Annotated in this window: 19 protein-coding genes and 1 pseudogene; 10 read left to right on the plus strand and 10 right to left on the minus strand. The window is 36.6% G+C overall.

The window, feature by feature from the left end; all coding sequences use genetic code 11:
* Positions 1 to 77 precede the first annotated feature (77 nt).
* The 3 genes and pseudogenes from UMU13_RS00110 to UMU13_RS00120 all read right to left on the minus strand — a co-directional run.
* Entirely contained in the window at positions 78 to 1286 is a 1209-nt protein-coding gene (locus tag UMU13_RS00110) for an IS256 family transposase (RefSeq protein ID WP_328216165.1), read from the minus strand.
* Between the two features lie 113 nt (positions 1287 to 1399).
* On the minus strand, positions 1400 to 1630 hold the full coding sequence (locus UMU13_RS00115; protein ID WP_328216167.1) for a hypothetical protein: 231 nt from the start codon (positions 1628 to 1630) through the stop codon (positions 1400 to 1402).
* A 140-nt stretch (positions 1631 to 1770) separates the two neighbouring features.
* Positions 1771 to 2519 (minus strand): annotated as a pseudogene (locus UMU13_RS00120) (DNA-methyltransferase); the annotation flags it as partial.
* A 644-nt stretch (positions 2520 to 3163) separates the two neighbouring features.
* Here UMU13_RS00120 and UMU13_RS00125 point away from each other — a divergent pair.
* Both UMU13_RS00125 and UMU13_RS00130 read left to right on the plus strand, forming a co-directional pair.
* Positions 3164 to 3340: a hypothetical protein gene (locus UMU13_RS00125; RefSeq protein WP_328216171.1), complete on the plus strand. Its 177-nt coding sequence runs from the start codon at positions 3164 to 3166 to the stop codon at positions 3338 to 3340.
* The gene (locus UMU13_RS00130; RefSeq protein WP_328216173.1) at positions 3324 to 4214 is read left to right on the plus strand and encodes an SDH family Clp fold serine proteinase; all 891 of its coding nucleotides are present in this window, start codon (positions 3324 to 3326) and stop codon (positions 4212 to 4214) included. Before UMU13_RS00125 ends, UMU13_RS00130 begins: the two co-directional genes overlap by 17 nt.
* 270 nt (positions 4215 to 4484) lie before the next feature.
* Here UMU13_RS00130 and UMU13_RS00135 read toward each other — a convergent pair whose 3' ends face one another.
* The 3 genes from UMU13_RS00135 to UMU13_RS00145 form a co-directional block, all read right to left on the minus strand.
* Positions 4485 to 7967 (minus strand): Eco57I restriction-modification methylase domain-containing protein, encoded by a 3483-nt coding sequence (locus tag UMU13_RS00135; RefSeq protein ID WP_328216175.1) that lies wholly within the window; start codon positions 7965 to 7967, stop codon positions 4485 to 4487.
* 33 nt (positions 7968 to 8000) lie between these two features.
* Positions 8001 to 8186, minus strand: coding sequence for a hypothetical protein (locus tag UMU13_RS00140; RefSeq protein ID WP_328216177.1), 186 nt, complete (start codon positions 8184 to 8186; stop codon positions 8001 to 8003).
* A gap of 73 nt (positions 8187 to 8259) precedes the next feature.
* The gene (locus UMU13_RS00145; RefSeq protein WP_328216179.1) at positions 8260 to 11589 is read right to left on the minus strand and encodes a helicase-related protein; all 3330 of its coding nucleotides are present in this window, start codon (positions 11587 to 11589) and stop codon (positions 8260 to 8262) included.
* 226 nt (positions 11590 to 11815) lie between these two features.
* Between UMU13_RS00145 and UMU13_RS00150 the strand changes: the two genes are divergently transcribed.
* From UMU13_RS00150 to UMU13_RS00175, 6 genes are all read left to right on the plus strand, one after another.
* Positions 11816 to 14104 (plus strand): PAS domain S-box protein, encoded by a 2289-nt coding sequence (locus tag UMU13_RS00150; RefSeq protein ID WP_328216181.1) that lies wholly within the window; start codon positions 11816 to 11818, stop codon positions 14102 to 14104.
* Positions 14105 to 14518: 414 nt separating this feature from the next.
* Positions 14519 to 16174 carry a PAS domain S-box protein gene (locus tag UMU13_RS00155; protein WP_328216182.1) on the plus strand — a complete coding sequence of 552 codons (1656 nt, stop codon included), beginning with the start codon at positions 14519 to 14521 and terminating at the stop codon, positions 16172 to 16174.
* Positions 16175 to 16286: 112 nt separating this feature from the next.
* A complete protein-coding gene (locus UMU13_RS00160; RefSeq protein ID WP_328216184.1) occupies positions 16287 to 16835 on the plus strand; it encodes a TorD/DmsD family molecular chaperone in 549 nt (182 codons plus the stop codon).
* Positions 16832 to 19099 (plus strand): molybdopterin-dependent oxidoreductase, encoded by a 2268-nt coding sequence (locus tag UMU13_RS00165; protein ID WP_328216185.1) that lies wholly within the window; start codon positions 16832 to 16834, stop codon positions 19097 to 19099. Before UMU13_RS00160 ends, UMU13_RS00165 begins: the two co-directional genes overlap by 4 nt.
* A gap of 9 nt (positions 19100 to 19108) precedes the next feature.
* On the plus strand, positions 19109 to 19681 hold the full coding sequence (locus tag UMU13_RS00170) for a 4Fe-4S dicluster domain-containing protein (RefSeq protein ID WP_328216186.1): 573 nt from the start codon (positions 19109 to 19111) through the stop codon (positions 19679 to 19681).
* Positions 19674 to 20057 carry a hypothetical protein gene (locus tag UMU13_RS00175; protein ID WP_328216188.1) on the plus strand — a complete coding sequence of 128 codons (384 nt, stop codon included), beginning with the start codon at positions 19674 to 19676 and terminating at the stop codon, positions 20055 to 20057. Before UMU13_RS00170 ends, UMU13_RS00175 begins: the two co-directional genes overlap by 8 nt.
* Positions 20058 to 20299: 242 nt before the next feature.
* Here the strand turns inward: UMU13_RS00175 and UMU13_RS00180 are convergent, their stop codons facing one another.
* From UMU13_RS00180 to UMU13_RS00195, 4 genes are all read right to left on the minus strand, one after another.
* Positions 20300 to 20764: a hypothetical protein gene (locus UMU13_RS00180; protein WP_328216190.1), complete on the minus strand. Its 465-nt coding sequence runs from the start codon at positions 20762 to 20764 to the stop codon at positions 20300 to 20302.
* Between the two features lie 45 nt (positions 20765 to 20809).
* Entirely contained in the window at positions 20810 to 21100 is a 291-nt protein-coding gene (locus UMU13_RS00185) for a hypothetical protein (RefSeq protein WP_328216191.1), read from the minus strand.
* A 117-nt stretch (positions 21101 to 21217) separates the two neighbouring features.
* Positions 21218 to 22030, minus strand: coding sequence for a mechanosensitive ion channel family protein (locus UMU13_RS00190; RefSeq protein ID WP_328216192.1), 813 nt, complete (start codon positions 22028 to 22030; stop codon positions 21218 to 21220).
* A 17-nt stretch (positions 22031 to 22047) separates the two neighbouring features.
* A complete protein-coding gene (locus UMU13_RS00195) occupies positions 22048 to 23289 on the minus strand; it encodes a hypothetical protein (RefSeq protein ID WP_328216194.1) in 1242 nt (413 codons plus the stop codon).
* 236 nt (positions 23290 to 23525) lie between these two features.
* On the opposite strand from UMU13_RS00195, the gene UMU13_RS00200 reads away from it, so the two are divergent.
* Both UMU13_RS00200 and UMU13_RS00205 read left to right on the plus strand, forming a co-directional pair.
* Positions 23526 to 23948 (plus strand): hypothetical protein, encoded by a 423-nt coding sequence (locus tag UMU13_RS00200; RefSeq protein ID WP_328216195.1) that lies wholly within the window; start codon positions 23526 to 23528, stop codon positions 23946 to 23948.
* A 366-nt stretch (positions 23949 to 24314) separates the two neighbouring features.
* Positions 24315 to 26102: a hypothetical protein gene (locus UMU13_RS00205; protein ID WP_328216197.1), complete on the plus strand. Its 1788-nt coding sequence runs from the start codon at positions 24315 to 24317 to the stop codon at positions 26100 to 26102.
* Positions 26103 to 26112: the final 10 nt, after the last annotated feature.

Raw genomic sequence — 26112 nt, forward strand, 5'->3', positions numbered from 1 at the left:
TTCTAAGTGTTTTAGTTTTAGAGAGACAGCGGGACCGTTCATAATTTTGTGTCAACCTCTGTAATTTAATCATATTATCACAAATCCAGTATGTTGTCCAATCTGCCTTCGAAGAAAATCGCCAGCTGAGATAAGGTCAGATTCCAGTTCCAAATAGGCTTGTGCCACTTCTTCTCGGCATTCTGTATCCCCATGTACAAAAGTTTTAAAAGACTGCTTTCGTTTGGGAAAGCGCCCTTCGTTTTCGTCAACTTCCTGAATTGGCGGTGTACAGACTCGATGATATTTGTGGTGTATATAACCTTCCTTATATCCTCAGGATACTTGAAATAACAGGATAAATTGTCCCATCTACGCCGCCAAGACTGGATAACAATAGGATACTTTTTGCCCCATTTCTTTTCAAGATTATCCAGCGCTTCTTCAGCAGCTTCTTTGGAAACTGCCTTGTATATGGGCTTAAGATCTTTTGAAAATTCCTTCTTATTCTTTGATGCTATATATTTTAGGCTGTTCCTGATTTGATGGACTATACACAACTGGACTTCAGTCTTGGGAAATATACTTTCTATTGCTTCTACAAAGCCCGTGAGACCATCCACAGAGGCTATCAAGATATCTTCTACTCCACGGTTCTGAAGATCGGTCAGTACCTGAAGCCAAAAATTGGCGCCTTCACTCTCTGACAAATATAAACCTATTACCTCTTTCTTGCCTTCTATATTTATGCCCAAAATCGTGTATACAGCCTTATTTACATATCTGCCATTTTCTTTGATCTTGTAGTGAATGGCGTCAAGCCACACAAATGGATATACTCGGCTCAAGGGGCGTTGTTGCCAATCTTTCAGCATAGGAATTATCTTATCTGTTACGGCACTTATGGCTGAACTGGAAAATTCTACGCCGTATATATCCTGAATATGACCAGATATTTGAGAATAGCTGTTACCTAAAGCATAAAGCGAAATGATCTTTCTTTCTATTTCATCTGTGATATGACGCTGGTGTTTTTTGACTAACTGGGGCTCGAAGCTACCGTTTCTGTCCCTGGGCACTTCAAGGTCAAATTCTCCTGCTGAACTTTTCATTGTCTTGGATGAATTGCCGTTCTTGCGGTTATTTGTAAGATCTTCGGATAAATGACTGTCCAGTTCGCCTTCTAAAGCTGCTTCTGTCAATTGTTTAATCAAGGGTGCCAATACTCCGTCTTTACCATCAATCTTGGCACCTTTCTTTACTTCTTCTAACGCTTTGTTAAAATCGAATTCTTCTTTCTTACTCATGTGTCACCCCGCATTGTTATTTTATAACAAAGTGACACAAAAAATTAAACGCTCCCGAGACAGCTTTTTTAGAATTTTGCAATGTACTTAATTTACCTGACCCCATTTTTTAATTATAAGTCTTTCTCAATTATTTTGATTTCATCGTCGGTCAGGTCATAAAGATCGTATATCATTCTCTCGATTTCATGTTCAAGGTCTGTTGTATCGGCTTTTGGGTTATTTTTCTTAATATCAATAATATTGTTTGCAATGGTTTCAAATATATTTTGCTTTTCTTCTGATACTTCAGGAATATGTATTTGATTTATATACTGAATTTTAAACTCATAGCCCTTTCCCATTTTAATACCAAGTTGAGAAAACTGCCAAAGGAAAGTAGCTGAATTAAAATAAGATAACAAGTATTTCAGGTTAATATTTTGGTCGCTTTTTGTCAGCAAGTTCGCTTTATCATTTTTATCATACAAAAAATTTATTACTGTTAACCATTGTTAAGAATATCAGTTAAATCTAACTCTGATTTATACTCAGCTCTTGGTTCTTTTAATAAATGCAATTCTAATTGTTCAGGATTTTTAAAACCCTGTAGTCTTTTGCGATATTTATTAAATATCTCTTCATTTTCAATTTCAAGTTTTCTGTTTTTGCTAATTTTAAGATATTCCTCTTCAACATCAATTCCAAGGAATTTTCTTTCTAATAAATTTGCCGCAATACCGGTTGTACTACTACCGGTAAAAGGATCTAAAATCCAAGCTTCTTGTTTTGTTGATGCAAGAATAATTCTTGTTAGTACCGAAAGCGGTTTTTGGGTAGGATGTTTTCCACACGATTTTTCCCATTTAGCAATTGCTGGTAATACCCAAACATCTTTCATCTGTTTATTATCGTTAATTTCCTTCATTAATTCATAGTTGAAGTAATGTGGGACTTTTGCATTTTTTCTTGCCCAAATAATTTGTTCAGTGGAGTGAGTAAAGTAACGACAAGAGTAATTTGGCGGTGGGTTTGTCTTTTGCCAAGTAATTATGTTTAGAATTTTAAAATCTAACTCTGTTAAAATTTGTCCAATACTGAAAATATTGTGTATTGTTCCACTAATCCAAATTGTCGAATTCTCTTTCATTTTATCACGAATAAGCTTCAACCACTTGCGATTAAAATCGTTTATATATTCAAATCCTTTTGATTTATCCACTTATTTTTGTTTACGATTGTTATTTCGCTATTTTTATATGCATATTCCGGCTTGATAGAGCCAGGTGTCCGTTATGATCTGAGCCACCCTTCAGGAACTGAGAGCCAGTCAATTCCGGAAGGAGAGCCATCATTAAATTAAAATTTCCAGGCTTTTAAACTGGTAAATATGATGTTTTCCACTAGCATCGGTCAATGACCGATAAATTTGTGTCTACAATATATTTACCAGCCTTATAGGCTTGTGCTAGTTGTCAAACATTCAATTTAGCTATTTACATAGCTGCTAATCGGTCTTTGACCGATGCTAGATGAATTATTAAATAAACGTTCAGTCGGAATGAGCCTGTGAGAAAATGGGAGGGCGCCAATTGAATTAAGGTTGAATTATATCATTATCTGATCTATATTATAAATAAGCTTTACAGTGTAAAGCTGTCGGCATTTCTGTAGGGTTGTTGGCCCCAAACTAACAGCCCTTTTCTATTTATATCATCTCTTTCATTTTTCTCGCAGAAATTGGAACACATTAGCGTTTTTGTTTGTTTTCCATTTTACTATGGTCTTTACCAAAATCAAAAAGTATTATTTACCTTTATTTAATAAGCACTTTTACTGCACTTTTTTTATTGTAAAGATAAAAAAGTATGCTATTATTTTACTAACAGGAGGAGCGTATGACTAATGAAACAGAAAAAAGAAAAATCATAGAACAAACTAAAAAGAAAATCATGGCAGAAAATAAAGAGATTGCTCACATCAGATCAATGCAGGAATCTTTAAATACTTCAAAAATTGAAAAAAAACAAGAATATACTTGTGTAGCGAGTGAACAGAATGCCTACCTTGGATGAGCTACAAGTTAACTTTAGCAAAATTCCTGAAATGGAATATTTGTTTAACGCTTTGGAAGATTTAGCTAAACAAAGAGAATCTTCGGTGATACTATATTCTAGCGGTTTTACTGAAATCAAAAGAGCACCTTCAATATTCTTTTCTATTACAGACAAGGATACCCAAGGGTTTATGACATGCCTGAATGGAATCAATAAAAAAAAACTTGATCTTATAATTCATACACCTGGCGGTGATTATGAAGCTACAAAAAGGATCATTAGCTATCTTGATAACTCTTTTTCAGAAATCAATGTTTTTGTGCCTCATCTAGCTATGAGTGGTGGTTCATTGATAGCCTGCAGTTCTGATAAAATATATATGGGTAATTATTCAAATATAGGTCCTACTGATCCACAGATTTATATCTCAGATAAAGGTTTTGTTGGTGTAAATTCTATGTTGCAAGAATTCGATAAAGCCGTTGAAGATGTAAAGAAAGAGCCTGAAACCTCTTTAATATGGAACGAAAGACTTAAACAAATTCCTTTCGGCCTTATAAATTCAGCTGAAATTATGGAAAAAAATTCTAAACAATACTTGGTTGATATTTTAAGTAAAAGACTTTGTAAAAATTCTGATAAAGAAAGTATTGGAAGGCTGGCTGACTTTCTTAATTCCAACAAACACCACTCTTCACATGGAAGTGGAATAAATCTTGAAACTGCAAAAGAGAAAGGGTTAAATGTCGAAGATTTAGGAAAAGACAAATTACTCGAAGATAAAGTTTTGACAATATATCATACAATGAGCTTAATATATCAAAAAACACCTATCACCAAAATTATTGCAAACAGCACACGTAAAAATTTTCTAAATACTTTTTCAGAATAACCCGCCATCTGTCCGGGTAACAGTCAACTACAAATAAGCCGCTAGGTTTCCTTCACACTGAGAAAATAAGTCACCTTGTTTCACTTTTTAATGGTAATTATAAACGGTATTGCGACCTTTGCACAGGAAATCTTTCCGTTATTTTCTGCGCAAAGGTCTCGAAATATGAGTTTATAAATATATCCACAAAACAATAGTGTTTGATGTCCAAAAAAATTTATTTGTAAACAAACAGATGCTTTATTTTCGCAAAGTACGCAAGATGCGTGATTATAAGTCCTTCTCGATGATTTTGATTTCATCGTCGGTCAGGTCATAAAGATCATATATCATTTTGTCGATTTCATGCTCAAGCTCTGTTGTATCGGTTTTTGGGTTATTTTTCTTTTTATTTAGAATATTTTTAACGGTACTTTTTATATTTTTTACAAAACTTGCATTTGCTGCATCAATGGCTGGTATTGGTATATTTTCTACATAAATAGAAAACATTCTCACAGCCTTTTCTCCCAACTGAACTGATAACGTTCGATAATACCAATCTATAAGGTTTGAATTTAATAATCCTAATAAGTACTTTAGCTCAGTATTATAGCACATAAAATAAACAGTATTGTTAAAATAGATATTTTCTTCTGCGAGGGCAAAAGTCAGTTTTTGACAAATATCATTGTATACGATTTTTTCTTTTTCAAATTCTTCAATATATGCACAGTTTCTCAAGTTATAAGAAGTTACACCTTTATCCTGCCTTTTGGCTATTTTCGGATAAAATTTATCAAGATGATTTTTGATTGCCGGATAATTATTAATATTTATTGGCGGTATAAATCCATCTTTTGATTTATAACCATTGTGGCTGTTTATCAGCCAACGGTCGGCGAAGTCCGCATGGTAGCGTTTTATATCTCTGCCCCTGAGAAGAGGTTTTATGATTTCAGCCGACTTAGGGTCTTCGGCAATAAGGCGGTCTTTTGTTTGACCATCTATTACAAATGCTTCATTACAGCCAGTTAGTACCCCTCGATAAATATTAATATCCCAATCTTTTAAAGGTGTACCTATGTTTTCAATTTTCTCCTTTAATTTCGACTCCACAGGGTTTGATATAATCCAGGGGGCACCTGTTTTAAAAAGGTCGGTTAAGAATCCTTTTGTATTGACATATTCTTTAAAGTTTTCATTCCGATAATCCCCGCCAAACGTTACAGCATAGCATTTATGATTATTTTCCCCTCTCTGGAAAGTTAATATATTTGTATCCACTGTGGCAGATTTGAAAACTTTTACCCCGGCTAAATCTATTAAAAGCTTAGGATTGGCTTTATTTGATAGAAATCTTCTGAGTTTTTTACCATAATCAGCCCTCATCCACTTGTTTGATGTGATATAAGTTAAGTGGCCGCCTTTTTTTAGCAGCTGCCAGCCTCTTTCATAAAAAATAACATAAATATCACCTGTCCGTGCAAAAGTTTCATACCCCAGTTTGGAAAGTGCATTTGCAAGTTTGCCGGCATTCTTCTGCAACTGAATATACGGCGGATTGCCAATTAAAATATCAAAACCACCTTTTACACCGAACATCCACTCCGGATGAAACCAATCCGCTGAAACATTCTGATCAAAAATATCATACTCAGCCACTTTGTTGGCAAAATCAGCAGAAGTGCCAAATTTCATAAAATAACTTTTTAAATCATTTCTCAGTTTTATATCTTTTTCTCTAAGTCTTTTTTTCTCAGTTCTTGTTTTTGCATTGAAATAACGATGCCTTATATCCTTTAATTTATCCTCTATTTCCTCGACTTCTTTTGTATAAAATATATGCTCCTGATCAAGCGGTATAAGGGTATTAGCAGCCACAAATTTCGTTTCAAGATTTGGCAAAGCCAGTATACCCCTGTTTTCCCTAGAATCATCTTTTTCTTCATCTACAATTAAGGATATGAAAAACCTGAGTTTGGCTATTTGTACTGCTATGGGCTGAATGTCTACTCCATATATGCAATTCTCAATAAGATACAACTTTCTTGCATAATCAGGGGAGTTGATATTTAAATCAAATACTTCATTTATTACTTTAAGTTGTTCTTCCCTTTCACTCTTATCATTTTCTGTTTTAAATGTATTCTCTGTTTCCCTCAATGCCTTTTTATACTGCAAATCCTGCCATAGTTTATTGTCGTGATCAATTTTTTGCAGCATATGTACCAGTTTGTGTAGTATCCCCATGGGAAAAGCCCCGGAACCGCATGCCGGATCAATTATTTTTATGCTGTCAATACTGTTGATTAATGTTTCTTTTTCCTCTTTCTTCAACTCAACCTTTTCGTCAGAATATGATATTAAAAGCTTAATTTTATCTTCATTAATTTCAGGCAATTTTGTTTTTAAGTATTCTGTTAAACTCTCGTCCACCATAAAATCAACTATCTCACGTGGAGTATAATAACTTCCGGTTTCTTTTCTGGCTGTAGTAGATGTTTCAGGATTAAAAGAGGCAAGAAGATTTTCAAAAACTTTGCCCAAAAGCTCCGGATCAAGGGCAATTTCCTGATCTACAGGTGTGTTTTCATCAGTAACAAAATTGTAGTTGTTTAAAATGTCAAACAAACCTCTTACTTGTTTGTCTTTTCCTATTCCATATTTGCTTAAATCCACTTTCTTTTCTTCTTTGTTAAAAAAAAGAAAGTCGGGTATTTGTGCTGTTTTCTTTGGATTGCGGGAAAAGCCATCTATGTAGACAACTCTTCCATTCTCATCCTCTTTGTCCAAACAGTCAAACAGTCCGCCATTTAAAAAAGGTATCTCACTGAACAAACTTAGTGCACTTTCTTCAGAAATAAGAAACTTGTCGTTGTACCTATAAAGATTTTTGACTCCGTATTCACTCCTGTTTTCATGGAAATTACCGTTATTGGCAAATTTTCTCTCACTCATATTACGATTCAGAGTACCAAAAAATAAATTCTGGAGAATAGCGTTATAATAATTGGTTGAATCTTTAGTCTTATTGAAGTCTTTAACTATCTTTTCGATAAACTTACTATCAAAAAGATTACTGGATACTAAATCTTTCTCTTTTAAAAACCATACAAAAATTATTCTTGTAATAAGCCTGATCATATTCTGGGCATTACGTATCTCTTTATCTTTCTCATCATTTTCGTGAAATTTGTAATCATCTGGAAAAATGACACTATCCAATGACCAAAAATACCAATTAGCAATTTCATCGTAAAACTGTTTTGTAACCTTTTCTACGCTGAATGCTTCCTTGATGCTTTCCAGCGAAGAAAAATCGGCAAGGGACATTTGTTTGATAAATGTTTTGTTTGTAAGAGAAGGGCTGACATAATAGGTAAAGCGCTTATAGTTACTGAATTCCGCTTTTGTGCCTGAAAATTCCTGAAAGATTAAACTCATGCGAAAATTACCGGATTCATCGTAAAAAACAAATATTCCGGCATCTTCCATACAATCTTTTAATATTTTCTTGGCTTTGTCAAACTGACGCTTTTTACTGCTTTTTTCGGTAAGTCCGAAAGTGGATTTCAGTGAAAAGAGAGACAGAGTTTCTACTTCGGAAAACTTAATCCTGCCAAGGTTGCTGATTTCAGTAAAATTCTCATCATCCCATTCTGAAAAGTCTTCATCAGACGGGGTAAACTTACTGTTTAGTTTTCTGAAAAAAAGAACAAGTTTATCAATGTCAAACGCCGCACATAAATCTTCTATAACTTTTTTATCCATATTAAATCCAAAAAGGTAAGTTTTATTTTAGTTTTATTTTTCTTCTAACCTTTTATATTCCTCGGGGATTTCCTGAGTGATCGTTCCATCACTCAGTTGAAAATAAAGCCTCTTATTTTTGCTGTAGACATTCGGTATGCCCTTTCTTAGATTTTCCATCTGGGCTTCTTTAACAGCCCTCGCGGCAATCTTTAATATTTTCTTTTCCGTGTCATTCATTTTGCAAATCCCAAAAAAACTGTTTAAAAGTATTTCGTCATACACGAAGCTATTATCTGTTGTTAATTTTTTACTATAAAATGTTTCTGTTTTCCACAGCCAAAATCAGTTCTTTCTGGGTATCTTTCAATCTTAATTTTTCCTTATCCAGATAATGCTCACCCAGTTCTTTTTTTAAATTTTCTATCTCTCTTATTGTTTTCTTTTGGTTGTTTTCTCCATTTAACTTAAGATTGGCGATTCGGCGGAGGGTGTAGTCCGGTAATGTTCCAAAATCCATCAAATCGTCCAAAAGCATATCTATAAATGGTACATGTTTTTCCAATCCTTCAAAAGGTTTACTATGCATAGTTTTCAGGTTATTATGTGCTTTCTTTTCATTACTTTGTTCTGTTAACGGGGCTTTCTTTTCCTTTATATTCTTAATCTTTTCATAGTAGTCCCAGAAATATTCGCTAAAAGGCTGTCTTTCTTCATTTTCATCACATTTTACATTTTCAATTGCATCTTCAAAAGGCAGAAGGACAGGATCTTTCTCATTCTCATAATCAGCATAGTGGATAAAAATCTTATGTTTTTTAAAAAATACCAGCTGTTCATCCCTGACGTATTTTTTGGCAACTTTTAGTCTCTTGGGATATTCCGATACATTCTCTGCCAGCTTTGGATATTTTTTCCTGATTTCCTCAAATTCATTCAGCATTTTAGTATAAAAACTTTCACCCTCTATATTTTCCGGATTGGTCTGAATCCGTTCATAAAGTTTAGAAGGTGTGGGTTCTTCATCGATATCAAATATTTTGGAGTCCTCCCCCAGTGCATTGTGTATCAGATACATTTTATTACTTGCAATTTCCCTGGATTTGACCATTTCAGAACCTTTCTCTGTAGGGAAAAAATTAACAACGTATAACTCATCAAAAACTTTTTTATTTATCCTGTTAATACGACCCACTCTCTGAATGACACGGACGGGATTCCAAGGTATATCATAGTTGATAATCATCCCCGCTCTGTTTAGGTTAAAACCTTCCGATATTTTATCAGTGGATAGTAAAATATCATAATCATCTTTTTGTTGATCAGCCGGGTGAGAAGCATCAAAATTTTCGTAAATATCTTTTAGTTTTTTATTACCGAGAAGACCGTGAACTGTCAGAACTCTGTTTTTGAAATGTTTTTTAAGTGCCGGTTCAATATATTTTACTGTATCGGTGTACTCGGAGAATATAATAATTTTACGCTTGTGATTTTCTTCTGATTCAAACTGATGTTTGATGTTACTTACAAGACTTTCCAGTTTGGGATCATTTGATACAAGGTCAAGCTTATCAAGATTGGAAAGGATTTCCCGGAACATTTCGTAATCGGATTTAATATCCTCCAGAAATTTTTCTTTATCTTTGAATTTCTTTATGTCGTAAACTCTGTGGTTTTTCGGGTATTCTTTCTCTTTCATTTTACGGGCATACTGATTCAGTTCATCCTCAATTTGTTCCACATCAAGCTCGTAAATTTTTTCCAATAAGACTCTATCCAGAATATAATTTCCGGTCTTGTCTATAAATTCCCTTACCACTTCAAGGATATTTATGAAGTTCTTGATACTCTGTTTGAAAGCTCCGAAGGAACTTTCAAAGCGCTTAACAAGCAACCTTCTCATGAAATCATAGAGGTTTTTCTGCTGATAATACTGGAAAGCTTCTTTGCCTTTCTCAATATTTTTTTCGCTGACTTCATATTCGTAAGGACGGTATATAGCCCCTTTAAACAGGCCTCCGTTATCCGGATCACCGAAATAATCTTTAATTACCAGATCATAAAAAGAGGATTGTTCAGCTGATAACTCAAAAAACCACTCTTTGGGGTCACTGACTTTAGACAATTCATTAATTTCCGACTTATATTCAGGGTTATGTAATAAATCCAGTCTGTTTCTCCTGATTGTTACAGGTTCAATAATATCTCTGATCTGTCTGGCAATATAGTGTGAACGCTCTTTTACCTTTTCAATATCAATGGGAAGATATCCGAAAAGTTTTTGGAATAAGGCTTCCGCTTTTTTTCTTTTGTCCTCGTCAGATGAGTTCCTGTATTTGTAGATAAACGATAAATCTTCAAATACCGATTTAAATGTACGGAATCTGTCTAATAAATTGTTATCCAGTGTAATAGAGGATTTTTTGGGTGAAATAAAAAGCTTCAGCAGTGATAAAATATCCGAGGGGCGGTTGTTAAAAGGTGTAGCAGTCAACAAAATAACAATCTTTCCCCGGCATATATTTTTCAGATATTCATAGGACTTGGTATCCTGGTTTCTAAAACGGTGTGCCTCATCAATAATTACAACTTCAATATCTTCCCTTTTTCTTACAAAATCATATACATTTTCCAAGCCCCCTATCGACCTTGCCTCCCAGCTGTATAGCTCAAAATCTTCGAGATACCCTTTCCAGCCGCTGGAATTCTGTTTGTCACCAACCAATCCAGGAGGAGAAACAACTATCCCTCTTTTATTTAGCTGCTTTGCCACCATGCAGGCAACTATTGTTTTTCCAAGACCTACAACATCAGCTATAATAACGCCGTTGTGGCTATTTATGATGTCAAGTGCCTGATTAACAGCATCAAGCTGATATTTATATGCATTGTAGCCTTTGATATTAAGGAATTCTCTAATGTTCAAGGGCTTGTCACTCGGTTTCATTGAATCGAGGTATGCTTTTAAAAGAAGTACGTAAGCCTCAAATGGAGTAATTTCTTTTAGTGGGGTTTCTTTTCTTATGATTTTTATCAATTTATCTTTTTTAGCATCATCTTCAGTAATAGGTGCAGCTTCTTCCCACAACTCATCAAAATATTCAATTGCCTGATCAGTACCATAGTCACTGATTTCAACATTAAATTCATCCTGCGACAACACACCGCTTCTGGTGAGATTACTGCTGCCTGTTATAAATAAGGCCTCTCGGGGGATTTTCTCTCTGAGTTTAAAAATATAGAGTTTTGCATGGTTTGGTCGGAATGTTTTTCTGATTTCAAGTTGGCCGTTTTCAAGAAGGGATAAAAAGTAATGGAACTTATTTTGGGTGTCTTCTTTGTCGAAGTCATCGGTATCTGTATACATTTTCAGGGAATTTACATAGTTTAAAAAGAGGCGGTCGTTGGATAGCTTATCAGTGCCTCCTGTTTCAATCACATCATAATTCATTCTGTCTAGCTGCAGTCCAACCAGTATTCTTATAGTGAGGTCTTTGTTTTTAGTAATCGGTGTGAAGATTTCGTCAACACCGGAAAAATAGAAGAAACCGGTGAGAAAGTTTAACTCTTTACTATATGCTATCAGTTCATGAAGGCGTTTCTTCAGGCTTTTATCAGTTGTATTTGTAATAAAGTTCTGCAAGAAAACCTCTTCTGTAAATGATTAAAACAACATTCGAATTATAACTAAACATTTATCAAAATGCAAAAAATATTAAAGACAACTTCCAATTACCCTTCTTCATAATATTTTTGAAAAAATTTTTTCTTTATACTCAGATTTAAAGGGGAGAATTACTACCAAATTTAATGTTTGTTTTTTCCTTGAAAACTGTACATCCAGGCTTGAAACTGATATAATAGTATTTATGAATAACAGCCAAAAGCTTAGCTATCAAAATCTGCTGGATTCCATTCCCGTGCCTATATTCTACAAAGGTACAGACGGTAAATATCTGGGTATGAACAAAGCTTTTGAGGATTTTTTCGGAGCAAGTAGAGAAAATCTTATAGGCAAAGGTGTTTACGATATAACCGATAAAGAATATGCAGACGTTTATTTTAAAAAAGATAAAGAACTTTTTGGCAATCCCGGTGTACAAATCTATGAAACTCAGGTCAAGAACAATCAAGGCAATATCCATGAAGTAGTTTTTAACAAAGCTACTTTTTTTGATGAAACCGGTAAAGTTGCAGGACTTGTAGGCACAATTCTCGATGTAACAGAAAAAGTTAACTCTGAAAAAGAAATTAGTGAAAAACAAAGAAAATTAGAAACACTGATGTCTAATCTGCCCGGGATGGTTTATCAATGTCTGAATGATCCTGACTGGACTATGCTGTTCGTAAGTAACGGGTGTGTGGATTTAACTGGATATAGTGCTGAAAAATTAATAAATAATAACTATGTGTCTTACGGCAGTATCATTCACCATGATGATCAAACAAAGATTTGGGAGAAAGTTCAAGAATCAATAAAAAGAAATAATAATTTTGTGAGCACCTACCGTATTTTAACCAAAGAAGGTGATATCAGATGGGTATGGGAACAAGGAGTAAAAGTTGGTAAAAATGAAAACGGTATTGATGTACTTGAAGGCTATATTACAGATATCACCGAAGCTAAGAAATATTATGATGAACTGCAAACGACGAAAGCATTTGTGGATGATGCTCCCGATGCAATATATTGGACCCGTGAGAATGGTGCTTTTGCTTTTGTAAATAAAACCGCTGCTCAGATGCTTGGTTATCATGTTGATGAGTTATCTCAAATGTCAATATTTGATATTGATAAAGAGCTTAACGATGAAGCATTCGAGAAAATCTGGAACAATGTAGATATAAGAAATAGTATTACTATCGAAAGAAAGCATCAGAAAAAAGACGGCTCTTTTATCCCAGTTGAAATTTCTGTGAGGAAGATAAATTTTGCCGGAGAGGATCTTCATGGCAGTTTTGTTCGAGATTTAACTGAACGAAAGAAAGCTGAAAAAGAAAAAGAAATTCTTAATGCCAAACTTAACCAAAGCAGTAAACTTGAAGCAATAGGCAGGATGGCCGGAGGGATTGCGCACGATTTTAATAATATGCTGAGCGTTATTCTCAGTTATTCGGAAATGGGTTTATTAAAATCTAATCGAACAGATCAATTTCACGAGTACTTTGAGGAAATTGGCAAAGCAGCACACAAATCAGCAGAAATAACTGATCAGCTATTAAATTTTGCCAGAGAAAAACCGATATCGCCAAAAATATTAAATCTTAACGAATCAGTTAAAGACATGAAAAAAATGCTAAGCAAAGTTGTGGGTAAAAATATTGAGCTAAACTGTGAATTAAGCAGCAATTTATGGCCCGTAAAAATAGACCCTTCTCAAATAAGTCAAATATTAACTAATCTTTGCGTAAATGCACGGGATGCAATAAAAAATAAAGGTACTGTCGAGATAAAAACATCCAATGAGTATCTGGATGAGGAATTCTGCATTTCTGAAAGCGAATGTTATCTGGGTGAATATGTGGCACTGTCTGTCAAAGACAATGGCATGGGTATGAGTAAAGAAACTCAGAAAAAGATTTTTGAACCTTTTTTCACTACAAAAAAAGAAGGTAACGGAACAGGAATAGGTTTGGCTACATTATACGGTATCGCTAAACAAAACGGCGGATTTATAAACGTTCAGAGTAAATTAGGTGTTGGTACTACTTTTGAGGTTTATTTGCCAAGATATAAAGGAGAAAAAACTGTCAGTGATGAAGAAACAACAAGTATTTTAAAGGGCAATGGCGAAACAATCTTATTAATCGACGATGATACTTCTATCCTTGCCATAAGTAATAAGGTGCTTAAAAAATTAAACTACAAAGTTGTTCCCAGACTTTCTGCTTCTGAAGCCATACAAACTGCCATAGAATACAAAGAAAACAATAAAGATATAGATTTATTAATTACAGACGTTGTAATGCCCGAAATGAATGGTAAAGAACTTTTTCATCAAATGCAAAAGGTATACCCTGAGATAAAAACTTTATTTATCTCCGGTTATTCGGAAAGTAATATCCAAGAGGAAAAAAACAAATCGAGCAATATATTCTTCCTTCAAAAACCTTTTGATATTAAATCAATAGGAAACAAGTTAAAAGAAATACTGTAATCAAAAAAATTTCTGAAAGGGTCGCCTTTTTACCAAAGACAGCCTTGAGATTATTTTGCTAATTCCTTATTTTACCACTTTTTTTAAAAACTTTCCCTGCTGAAAATTTCGGAACTTTAGCTGCCGGAACCGTTGGTTCTTGTTTAAAATCATGATTATATTCAGTAGCTTTTGAATACATAACTTACTGACACCTGTTTCACGTAAACATCACCTGTAGCACAAATATCGCTTGGTCTACCCCAATACACAAAATTTTAAATTACAGAATACAACTATTGCTTCGATACCGAACATTTTAACCTTTCAGAAGAAAAAACTATTCCCTTTTTGATTGTTTGAATTAATATATGTAAAAATACTTAATAAAGAGTTTTGTAAAATTTTATCAAGACATGTCACAAGAGGGAAGCATTGGAAGATTTTTTGAGTTTAATTATTAAAGAAATGGAAACTTTCTTAGAAAACTGGACATTTTATATGAACGAAGCCGGTTATCTTGAGCATACCACTGCAAAAAAAGACGATTGCATATTAAGTCTGCAGGGAATTATTGATGCATTAAACATTGCCATAGAAGAAAACCCTGATCTTAATTTTTCAAAACTGATCAAGGATCAAAAAAATATTTCTGATTTTTTAATAAAAACAGCTGACAGACATAAGGCAAGAGGTGTGAATGCTGAAATGTTTTTCGGCTGCTTTAAGACTCTATTGCACTCGATCGATGATATTATACTCAACCTGAATTTGGATGAAAGCGAAAAGCTAAAAAAATATATAGCGCTCAGAAGGGCTTTTGATGCTATGGAGATCATATCCATAGAAGACTGGGCTTCTTTAGATTCCAAATCATATATTGAAATGCTTTCTGAGCAAAACCGTAAATTAACGCTGGAAAAAAATAAATACGAAAATATTTTTGAAGCCACTTCCGATTTGGTGTTTGTTATTGATGACAGTGGTAATATTCTTGAAATGAATGAATCGGCCTTCCAGAGTTTTCCTGATATTTCCCTGGGTATGAATGTTTTAAATATATTAGGGTTTCAAAATTATTCATCCGACGAATTTATTAATCAATTTTTATACAGTGAAGGTCATGAAATAACAATACCTGAAAAGGATTCTGTTTACTCAATGGTTATAGTTCCGTTAAAAAAGATTTCATTAGCTTCAGCCGGGTATGTCATTATTCTTAATGATATTACTTGTATCGTTGACCAGAGAATTCAGCTTGAAAAAACTGTAAAAGAGAGAACAGAGGCTTTAAGGAAATCGGAAAAACTTTTTCGCTCTCTTTTTGTATCTGCAGGGGAAGGAATAGTTCTGGCTGATAAAAATTATAAAATATTACAGGTTAACCCTAAGGCTGCTGAAATATTCAAAACTTCTGTGGAAAATATTGTCAATGTTAGTTGTGTTAGTATTATTCACCCCGGCAACATAGATGATTTTTATGTCTCTGCGGCTATGAGCGAAGGAGATATTATAAGTAATGAAATGAACTGCATAACATTTAGTGGCGAAATATTTCCGGCCAGTGTCACTATCAATAAATTCAAATTAAATGATAAAGATTTCCTGCATATTATCTTTAAAGATATTTCACAGCAAAAATCTATGGAAGAATATTTGAAAAAGGAAAAGGCACAGGCGGAAGAAATGAACGTTACACTAAAAAACGTATTGAAATCAATTGACAAAGAAAAGGATGACCTTGAGTTGTCCATAAGTCAAAAAATAACAACAAATATAATACCGTCCCTTCAGAAACTTGCTATGGAAGACAGTAAAGATGTCAGAAATGTATATCTTGAAACTTTAAAAAATCAACTGATAAATCTGACAAAATCAGGTGATTCATTAAGCAGCAGGGATATCGCAAAGCTCACAAAATCAGAAGTGCAGGTTTGTCAGATGATTCAGTCAGGTTACAGCAGTAAAGATATATCTGAGGCTATGAGATTGTCTTTGGAAACAGTTCAAACCCACAGAAAAAATATAAGAAAGAAGTTAGGTCTCAGCGGCAGCAGTGTAAGTCTTTACTCTTATCTAAACAGCAAATAAACATATAAATGGGTATAAATATACCCATTTATTACCCTCATCGTACCCTTCTTTTTCTATCCAAATACCCCTATCTTTTTAAAAAGCTTAGAATTGATTGTGGAGAAAACAAATGGATAATAATGATATTATATTAAAATCCAGGGATTTTTTTGGCAGTACAACGTCAGAAGATCTGGAGCAGTCCTATTATGATATTTGTGAGTTTTATAAAATACCCTGTGAAAAAGAAATAAACTGGGAAGAAGAGGAGTTTGTTTTTAACAGGCTCTTCGTTGGCCCGGCTGCACCCTTAGCTCCTATGGTAGCTTCGGCATACCTGGATCCGGAGGCCAGGATACATGGAGTAACAACAACTGATGTAAGAACGTTTTATTATGAGCTGGGGCTCACACTGGAAAATGAAGGAAAAGAACCGGAAGACAGTCTTCTCCATGAGCTAAGTATTTGTTCATACCTAAGTCAGACTGCAAAAATCAAACCTGAATGTAGGGATATTTATAATAAGTTTTTAAAGTTTCATTTTTTTCTATGGGTTCCTGAATTTATTAGCAGAGCTTTGAATAATGCGGGTGATTCAGTAGCAGTGAGTAAAGTTTTAAATCTTTTTTCAGACTGGATTATCCGGGAAACAAATAAACTTTTAGAGGGGGTTTTATGAAAAAGAAAAAAAGTTTGACTGAAAAATGCATTTTAGGGGCTACCAGCCGGAGGAGCTTTCTAAAAGGTACTTTGGCTGCCGGAGTGGCTGCTTCGGTACCGTTGGGATTCAAAAGTGTACATGCATGGGAGAGAACAAATTTTGAAGGAAACTATAAAATTTACAGGAATGCCTGTCCAAGAAACTGCTATGACACCTGTAGTATTAAATCCTATGTGAAAAACGGTTCTCTCGAGTTTGTGGAAGGTGCAACAGAGTCTACGTTTACCGATGGGGCTTTATGTGTAAAAGGCTTTTCCTACCCAAGAAGAGTTTACAGTCCGGACAGGATAAAGTACCCGATGAAACAGATTGGAAGGGGTACAGGTAACTGGAAAAGAATCACATGGGATGAAGCTTTGGAGGAAATTTCCGGAAAAATTCTGGAAATCAAAGAAAAAGATGACAATCTTCTGGGGATGGCACTGGACAAATATTCAGGCAACTTCTCAATAACCCACTATGGTGTGGAAGGCATGATGAGTTCCCTGGGATATACAACACGATTTGTAGGAACGCCATGCTGGCCGGCCGGTATCGATGCCCAAAACTTTGACATGGGTAATATGTGGTGCAACGATCCTGAAGATATAGTGAAATCAGACTATATCATAATCTGGGGAGGTAACCCCGCCTGGAACTCTGTGCACACAATGAAGTTTATTTATGAGGCTCAAAAAAGAGGTGCAAAGCTGATTGTCATCGACCCGGTGTTTACACAGACTGCTGCAAAAGCCGATATCTTTATCAGAATAAAAACTGCGCAGGACGGCGCACTGGCTTTGGGTATGGCAAAGTATATTGTTGAAAACAATATGCATGATAAAGATTTCATAAGCAAACACAGTAAAGGCTTTAAAAGCTATGAAAAATATTTGAAAAACAATGTCACTTTAGAATGGGCGGCAGAAAAAAGTGGGGTACCTGTTGACGTAATTAAAAATACTGCCAGGGAATTTGCTTCTGCCGGCGCTTCAACGATCTGGATAGGGTATGGGCTGCAAAGACATACAAACGGTGGCGTCAATGTCAGGGCAATAGATTCCTTGGTGGCTATGACAGGAAATGTTGGCAAAGAAGGGGGAGGTGCCCGCTATGGACACCTGCAGACATGGGGATTTAACTATAATGCCATGGTACAGAAAAAGCCGAAAGGCTCAAAAGGCTATCTCGGAGAGAAAACGATAAAAAGCGAGTTCGCTAATGACGAGTCCGGAAAAGCCGATTATTCAGACAGAACAATAAACATCAATAAGATAGCGGAAAAAATATTAACTACTGACAATCCGCCCATCAGACTGTTATGGGTTGCCTGCAAAAACCCTTTTGCACAGGACTTTGACAGACCGAAACTTAAGAAAGCATTTGATAAGCTTGAAATGGTGGTAACTGTTGACCAGTTTTTTAACGAAACTGTTGAAAACTCTGACATCGTGCTGCCTTCCACCACTCTATTTGAAGAATATACAGTCAATGCTTCATACTGGCACTATTGGCTTAGCATTAATGAAAAAGCAATTCCTGAGCAGTACGAAGCGAAAAGTGACTTACAGATTGGTGCAATGTTGTCGAAAAAAATGAACGAGTTGGAACCAGGCTCATGCACTTTCCCCCAGATTACAGATACAAAAATATGGATGGAGAAGGAATTTAATGACGGTATCCATAAACTTTTTGGTATAAAATCATGGAAGGACCTCAAAAATGGCCCCAAAAAAGCAAAACTTAAGTCAACAGCTTCCTGGTATGATATGAAATTCGGTACACCGTCAGGGAAGTACGAGTTCAGCTCCGACCTGGCTGCTGATTACGGACATACGAAAATTCCGGAATATAAAAGCAGGAGAGAAGCTTACGATAAATTCAGAGTGCTCACACCTCATACACAGTTTGGGCTCCACTCTCAGTTTGTAAATCTTGACTATATGGAAGACTTTAACAACGGGCCTTTTATTTATATTAACCCGAAAGCCGCAAAAAACAAAAATATCAAAGATGGTGATACTGTAAAAATTACGAACAAAGTCGGCAATATGGAAGTCAGAGCCAGGTTAACCGATAACATAGCTGAAGATGTCATACTTATGTATGAAGCCTGGTACAAAGATTTAAAATACAATGTTCAGAATGTTGTGGATGACGAATCTTCAGATATGGGCACATTCAAAACAGGTGCTCCTGGAGTTGCCATTCACGATCAATTTGCAGATATAGTAAAAGTATAAGGGGGAGTTATGAGTAAACAATTAGCCTTTTTAGTAGATTCAAAAAAATGTATAGGATGTTATTCATGCGCAATGGCATGTAAAAATCAATATCATCAGGAACCGGGAGTTAAGTGGAGGGATCTGAAACCTCTGCCGGAAGATGTATATCCGCACAGAGACAGAGCTTTTTATTCACTATCATGCAATCATTGTGCGAGTCCGGTATGTGTTTCTGTTTGTCCTGTAAATGCTCATACTAAAAGGGAAAAAGACGGAATTGTTGTCCATGATGCTGAAAAATGCATATACTGCAAAGCTTGTATTAACTCATGCTCATATGGGGCGGCTAAAGATAATAAAACTCAGGAAAGGGCAGAAAAGTGCAGCTTTTGTGTAGAAAAAATTGACGAGGGGTTGCTCCCCGCCTGTGTCCTGGGGTGTCCCACAAAAGCACTGAGTATGATAGACCTTGATAAAGCTGACAGCGGTAATATTGAGCAGTATCCTAAAGGCTTTGAAAAACATACCAAACTGAATCCATCCACCAGGTTTGTTTTTGCAAAAACTCCAAAACTGGTAACTTCCGATACAGATGCATAATGAATTTGCCCGGGTTTCCCGCCCGGGCAGCATTTTAGCAAAAATACTTTTGTTTTTGATATTTTTTTCTATCTCAAATGTGTTTGCTTCTGAGCTTCAGGTAGATGAAAATAAATGGTTTTTTATCCCGGTAAATCTGCCCGAAGGCAAAAAAGGCGGCGCTGACTTTTATAGTTTCAAGGCTTCATTTGATACAAAAAATGTGGAGCATCGATCCAAAAACAGCGGCATTGAAATAAAATTCTCAATAACAGGTACACATAAAACTACCATTGATATATACCACATCACAAAGAGCAGCTGTGCAGGCGCTTCAGTCAAGAAAATTGAAAGTATCGATTATACTGTAAATATAAAAGATAAAGAAAACAAATAGATTCGTCTCATATTACCGAAATAATCCAACATTCTTTCAACGAATTTGCATTTTGTGCAGGCAGGGTATATATTTTTAAATAATTATTTAAGAATCAGCGGGAACTATCCTATCCTCACACTTGCGAAGTGTGAGGATAGGATATTTGATAAATAATATAATGTGACTGGACATGGAAGACGGACATAAATCTGAATTTTTTCTTGCTTAAAGCATAGAGGAGCAAAGAAAAAAATATGGAGCTACTTATTATCGGTATCATATTCTTGTTTGGCTTTTTCCCAGGCATTGCTCATCGACTGGTATGCGTCTGAGAATCCCTTTTTCATCTCTCCCCAGGCATCTGCAGAGCTGTTTTTTAAGCTTCCATACCACTCGGCAAGCTCATTTCGTTGCTGACGCAGCGCTTTCAGATTGGACTTGGCTTTCTTTCGGACCGCCTGAGTCATTTTGTCCCAATTATTGTCAATACTGCTTTGCAGTTCATCAATTCGCTCATCAAGCTTTTTAAGTGCCTGGTCGACCTCTTTTAGAGCCTGATCCCGCTGATTAAATGTATATTGCTGAAGTGAGTTAATCAGCTCCTTTGTTTCCTTTTTGACATCCTGGGCAGTGACGGTGCCATTGCCGGATTGCGCCTGGGCAGTGGACATAAAACAGAGCGTCATCACTGCAACAATGGTTAGAATCAACGTATTATTTCGCAAAGTTCTTCTCCTTAATATGAAGTTATAAAGTGTATCGTTCTGCCCCTATTGACCAAAGCGGGAAGTTGCAGATTTGATTGCGCTACTGAGTGAATCCCAGGCGTTATCCATTCCGGCCTTGAGATCTTCCCATGCATCATCACCGGCTTCCTTCAGTTCATCAAGCTTTTTACTGACAGCTTCCTGCATCGACTGTAACTCTTCAATCTGCTTGTAATATTCCAGCTGAGCATCAGCCTCAGCTGAATCCGCCTTGGCTTTAAGCTTTTCTATTTCCGCACTCCATTCATCCAGTTTGCCCTGCAGCTTTTTTTCGTATGCCTTTTTCATACTCATGCCTATTCTCCTTTTTTTTTGATCCCCTTTTGGGGTCTGGTTAACACTTTTATTTTACTTGCAAACTTCTGAAAATAAATTCTAACAAAGATAAATATGGCGTCTAATCCCACCAAGTCAAGCTTTATTTGACGGGATAGCGCATGTGGCTGGAAATTCCACACCCAAATCCAGCAGCGCCGCCTTGCCGCGCACAGTCATGTCCGTAATGAAAAGAAATTGCTGGCCTGAGTTGACCGGATAGGCTTTCAGACGATAGTGGGTTCCCCAGGGTTCTTCCTTAACAATCACAACAACTGGACTATCAAAGTACAGATAGGGACTGGTCAAGGCCACATTTTCCAGCACCTTCTGCACCTGCTGTGCGTTATGGTGGGGGTTTAGATAAAAGTCGGCAATACATTGCAGCCGCGAATCGCCATTATTAGCGTTAATGACAGGTTTATTCCAGAGGAAACTATGCGGAATCAGAACCCTGTTGTCATCCGGCGTCACAATCTCGACAGTACGTAATCCGATATGGCGCACTTCACCATACACATCTTCCAATTGAACCCAGTCCCCATTGCGGTAGTTGAACTCACCAGTAGCGACAATTCCTGCAATAAGACTGCTGGCGTAATCCTTGAGAGCAAACCCCAGAACCAGACCAAGCGAACCAAGTATCGCCACCATGTTTTGTAAAGACGGTTCGATCAATAAGGGGATTGCCATAAAAATGGCAGCCAAAATAACCAAAAGACGAAAAAAGGGTACAATAGAGAGAACATAGAGGCGATTACGACCTGGCAGGCGGTTCGCGACCCAAGGCACAATCCTCTGAACGGCAACAATCAGCAGAATGGCTGTCACAACGATAATTGCCAGCTCCAATAGCGCTGCCGAATCGAGACTTTTAAAGATATTTCCTATCTGGTTTTCATTCGGCATGATATTCTCCATCGTCACTAGAATGAGTCGGTAAGATAGCCGTGAGCACTCAGCAACCTGCGGACCACAATGTAGGCCATTTCACGAACCTGCCAACAACCATTAGCACAATGCACTATGCCGAATTGCTGCATCTGCCCTAAAAGCCCTCGACAACGTATCGCAGAAAAAGGCAGGAGGTCACGCAGCAAAGACTCCGGCAGGCCGCCATGTAACATAATGGCGTGCAACAGGAGGCAATACTCCTCATCATTACCTATCGGTAACTCTGGTTCGGGGGGCATGGCGGTGACCCAGAGATGCTCACCGAATCGGTTTTCATCTGTGTGCATTTTCGTTTTTCCGTCAAACGGTTCTTCATATCCATCTTGTCTGTAGGTCAGACGCTCCCGCCAGTACGTTGTCGCAATTGCAACATTGCCACGACAATAGGCAGCTAGTTCCTCAAACTCTTTCTGTCGCTGTCCTTCTTCTGCGGATATGCCGGTAATTTCCTGGCCATGTTTTGCGCTATAATAGTGAATCTTCGTGTTCGACTGAGATTTCATCAGGCCGTAAATCAAACGCTGCAGTCGATCGGCGTCGAAGGCCTGCAGTGTTATGGCATCGGCCTGTGGCAATGGAAAAATACGTTGAACATAGGCCCAGGCCCAACTGTCACATCCGATCACGCCTTTACCCAGCTGTCCGCTCACAGCCAATCTCAGCAGTCGGCGTACCAGGCTCAGTCCGTTTGCGTGGCGAAGGTAGCAATGCTCCAGTTTTGGCAGAACCCAGAAAGTTCCGTATGAAGGCCAGCTATCAAACCAGCTTTTCTCGTTAAAAAGAATTTGCTCGATGGAAGGCGGCGTGATCTCTACTGCCTGATGCCTCACTCCCAGATGCGAGACGACTTCGGGGTGTTCTGAAAAAGGCTGCCCGATGAAAAACTTGACACTATTTTCAGAAAACTCGTCCGCCATCCAGTCCCGCAGTGCAGTGTCCAATGCGACTGCCACATCTTCCCATGGCAACGATGGTACCAGATGCGCCAATTGGACTCGTGGCAGGGAATAAAGGTCGTATTCTTTTTTGAACGAAACATCTAAGACATCTTTACGTCGAAATATCTGTTGAAAAAACTGCCAAGCTTTGGATACAGGTTTCTGCATGTGAACTGTCGGCACGGCGTAATCATTAGGTGGAACAAACTTCCAGATTGGGGTTCGTGGTGAATTCTCCTGCGCTTCATAGGTTTGTTCATTTATTTTTTGTCCCATATAATAGCAATTACTCCTAGTCAAAGCTATCAGTAACTATGCCTTTTATTAAAACAGGAGCCGACAAATGGCAAAAAGCTGGTCATTTAATAAAATTATAACATAAAATCATTTAAATATTAATTCAAAAATAATGTTAATTTTTTCAGTAAGTTTGCATTTTATACAATCAGGGTATATAATTTTCCCGACGGTTGTTTTAAAATAAGAAAAAACTGAATTTTATCAGGTGCATTATGTGCGGCGGGATGATGTTTTACAGGGGAAACAGAGAATTGATTAAAGTGTTTTATCCTCAGCCGTATCCTTATGTACCGTGTATAACAAAACAACATGAGCAGATTCAGTGTATCTGGGGCAGGCGAAACAAAGAGGAATTCGCGGAATCAGAAATCCCTGTCACCGGATGGTCGAGACTGGAAGCTATCAAAGCAGGCAAATGGCACAAATACAATCCCGAAAAAGTCTATATACTGGCCGATCAGTACATGGAAAAAGATAAAGACGGCCAATCACACTGGTTTGAACCGCCTCAGGGTAAGTTGCCGGTGGGCCTGATGCTGAACGCCGGAGAAAATGAAAAAGTGGTTTACGTTGTAACAATACCTTCGCCTGAAGAATTTTCGCATATTCACCACCGCTGGCCGCTGTTTGGCTGAAAAAGAAAACGAATTATTGTAAATTGCTTTGTCATTTGTTGCAACTGCTCTTAAGCAGATTTAAATTATTAATATTATAGATAAAGATTCCCCGGCTTCGCTCGATATGTCAATTTTTACAGTCGAGGTGACAGAAAACTGTTATTTGACAATGAATGTACCCCCTCTTAATCTCCCCCTAAAATAGTGGGAGAGACCGGCTCCCCTCCTAAGATAGTAGGGTTAGGGCTTGTCCTGTTGAATGCTTAAAGCAAATTGCTAAGCCATTTATTCAACTGGGGTTGGTATGAAAAAAAGTGTTTGGAGCTTGAAGTATTCAGTATTATCTGGCAAAAAATAAACAAGTAAGCCTATAGGTGTATTTTTATGTCTTTTGAAAAATTTTCAGCAGAAATCGGACAATTACTTTTAGATGAAAATAGTAGTAATCAAACACAGATCAGGATTAAGGGTTATCTGAACAACAAATCCGGCAAACTTACCGGCAACAACACAGTGGACTCTTTTTTTGTAAAGCTTCGGCAAAAAGCGGCATCAGACTATGCTATTATTAAAAAACATTATGATTTCAAAGTGAGTAAAAATGAAAAAATAAGACGAATTCAGGAAATATTTTTCCCTGAAAATCTGCTGGATTATGAAAAAACAATAGAAGCTATTCGCAAAAAAAGAAGAGTACATATCACGAAGAAATCTGAAAATCAGGTAAAAAATCCTTATAAAGAAATTCTGATAACAGCTAATGCCCTTTTAACCATGCCTGAAGACTCCAATAACCTTCCAGACGCTTTTGTGGGAAAGATTGATTTTAATGAAAAACAGAAATACTGGTACGACCACCCTGTGCCGGTAGATGCGCCGGACTCAGAGAATGAAATCATTTACGGTTTGACAAAATTAAACGAGTCACTTTCTGCTGCAACAGACGAAAAAGTCACAGTTGTTTTATCCGTGAGCTGCACCCATGATTCTCTGAATACGATTGCAAAGGATTATCTGAGAGAAATACTTAAAAATTACAAATTAGACCGGATAAAAGTATATGCCTTTACGGAAGAAGATGTGGGCAAAATGCTAAACCTCATTTTCCCCGGCGATAATGAAAAATACAACAATATAAAGGAAACTATCGGGGTTCAGGGCAAATACGGGAGACATTACAGCTTTTTAAAAGCAGTTGCCGCCTTCTGGAAATATTATGTGGATTCAAATATAAAGGCAACATTCAAAATAGATTTGGATCAGGTATTTGACCAAAAAACCCTTAAAAAATACACCGGAAAGTATGCCTTTGAAAATTTCAAAGATGATTTTTGGGGTGCATCCGGTACAGACAGTAATGGTGAAAAAGTCAGGCTTGGAATGATTGCCGGGTCATTGGTGAATGATTATGATATAGACAAATCTCTGTTTGTTCCCGATGTCAAAAAACCGGACAGTTCGCAAATGGCATACGATAAATTTATTTTTAACTCGCAGAAACCTCAGTATATATCGACAATTGCAGAAATGGGCACAAGATACAAAAATGGAGATAATCCGATAATAAGATACCATGTCACCGGAGGCACCAACGGCATACTGGTGGAAGATTTAATCAGCTATAAACCGTTTACACCTGGTTTTATTGGAAGAGCTGAAGATCAGGCTTTTATTCTCTCTGTTATAGATAAGAAAGTGGATGGGAAATACCTGAGATACTACCACAGCGATTCCCTGGTAATGAGGCACGATAAACACAGTCTGGTCAAAAGGACGATAGAAAAATCGGAAACATCAAAAATGGTCGGTGATTATGAGCGGATTTTACTGTTCAGCTATTATGTTGATAAAATATTAAACAAATATGATTATATAAAAGAGGAGTTGTTCCCTTTCACATCCTGCTTCATAAGCAAAACTCCTTATATAATTATATATTTCAGAGCATTACTGAAAGCTTACACTCTGGCAGAAGAAAATGAAACGAACGCTGGAGAGTTTTTGCTGAATTTATCTGATAGATTAAATAACGTAATTGATCATATAGACAACAGTTATTACTATAAACAGTATTTAAAAGAAAAGCAGGCATGGGAAGAATTTTACGATCATTTTGATGAATATAAAAGATTTCCGGAATCATTCATCTCAAGCTTATCAGTTACCGATTAAAAATTATATC

Source organism: Flexistipes sp. (assembly GCF_036172515.1).
In the GTDB taxonomy this organism is placed as follows: Bacteria; Chrysiogenota; Deferribacteres; order Deferribacterales; family Flexistipitaceae; genus Flexistipes.

Coding starts and splice junctions, on each gene's coding strand:
- UMU13_RS00110 (WP_328216165.1), bottom strand. CDS start 1,286: ATGAGTAAGAAAGAAGAATTCGATTTTAACAAAGCGTTAGAAGAAGTA.
- UMU13_RS00115 (WP_328216167.1), bottom strand. CDS start 1,630: ATGGGAAAGGGCTATGAGTTTAAAATTCAGTATATAAATCAAATACAT.
- UMU13_RS00125 (WP_328216171.1), top strand. CDS start 3,164: ATGACTAATGAAACAGAAAAAAGAAAAATCATAGAACAAACTAAAAAG.
- UMU13_RS00130 (WP_328216173.1), top strand. CDS start 3,324: ATGCCTACCTTGGATGAGCTACAAGTTAACTTTAGCAAAATTCCTGAA.
- UMU13_RS00135 (WP_328216175.1), bottom strand. CDS start 7,967: ATGGATAAAAAAGTTATAGAAGATTTATGTGCGGCGTTTGACATTGAT.
- UMU13_RS00140 (WP_328216177.1), bottom strand. CDS start 8,186: ATGAATGACACGGAAAAGAAAATATTAAAGATTGCCGCGAGGGCTGTT.
- UMU13_RS00150 (WP_328216181.1), top strand. CDS start 11,816: ATGAATAACAGCCAAAAGCTTAGCTATCAAAATCTGCTGGATTCCATT.
- UMU13_RS00160 (WP_328216184.1), top strand. CDS start 16,287: ATGGATAATAATGATATTATATTAAAATCCAGGGATTTTTTTGGCAGT.
- UMU13_RS00165 (WP_328216185.1), top strand. CDS start 16,832: ATGAAAAAGAAAAAAAGTTTGACTGAAAAATGCATTTTAGGGGCTACC.
- UMU13_RS00170 (WP_328216186.1), top strand. CDS start 19,109: ATGAGTAAACAATTAGCCTTTTTAGTAGATTCAAAAAAATGTATAGGA.
- UMU13_RS00175 (WP_328216188.1), top strand. CDS start 19,674: ATGCATAATGAATTTGCCCGGGTTTCCCGCCCGGGCAGCATTTTAGCA.
- UMU13_RS00185 (WP_328216191.1), bottom strand. CDS start 21,100: ATGAGTATGAAAAAGGCATACGAAAAAAAGCTGCAGGGCAAACTGGAT.
- UMU13_RS00190 (WP_328216192.1), bottom strand. CDS start 22,030: ATGCCGAATGAAAACCAGATAGGAAATATCTTTAAAAGTCTCGATTCG.
- UMU13_RS00195 (WP_328216194.1), bottom strand. CDS start 23,289: ATGGGACAAAAAATAAATGAACAAACCTATGAAGCGCAGGAGAATTCA.
- UMU13_RS00200 (WP_328216195.1), top strand. CDS start 23,526: ATGTGCGGCGGGATGATGTTTTACAGGGGAAACAGAGAATTGATTAAA.
- UMU13_RS00205 (WP_328216197.1), top strand. CDS start 24,315: ATGTCTTTTGAAAAATTTTCAGCAGAAATCGGACAATTACTTTTAGAT.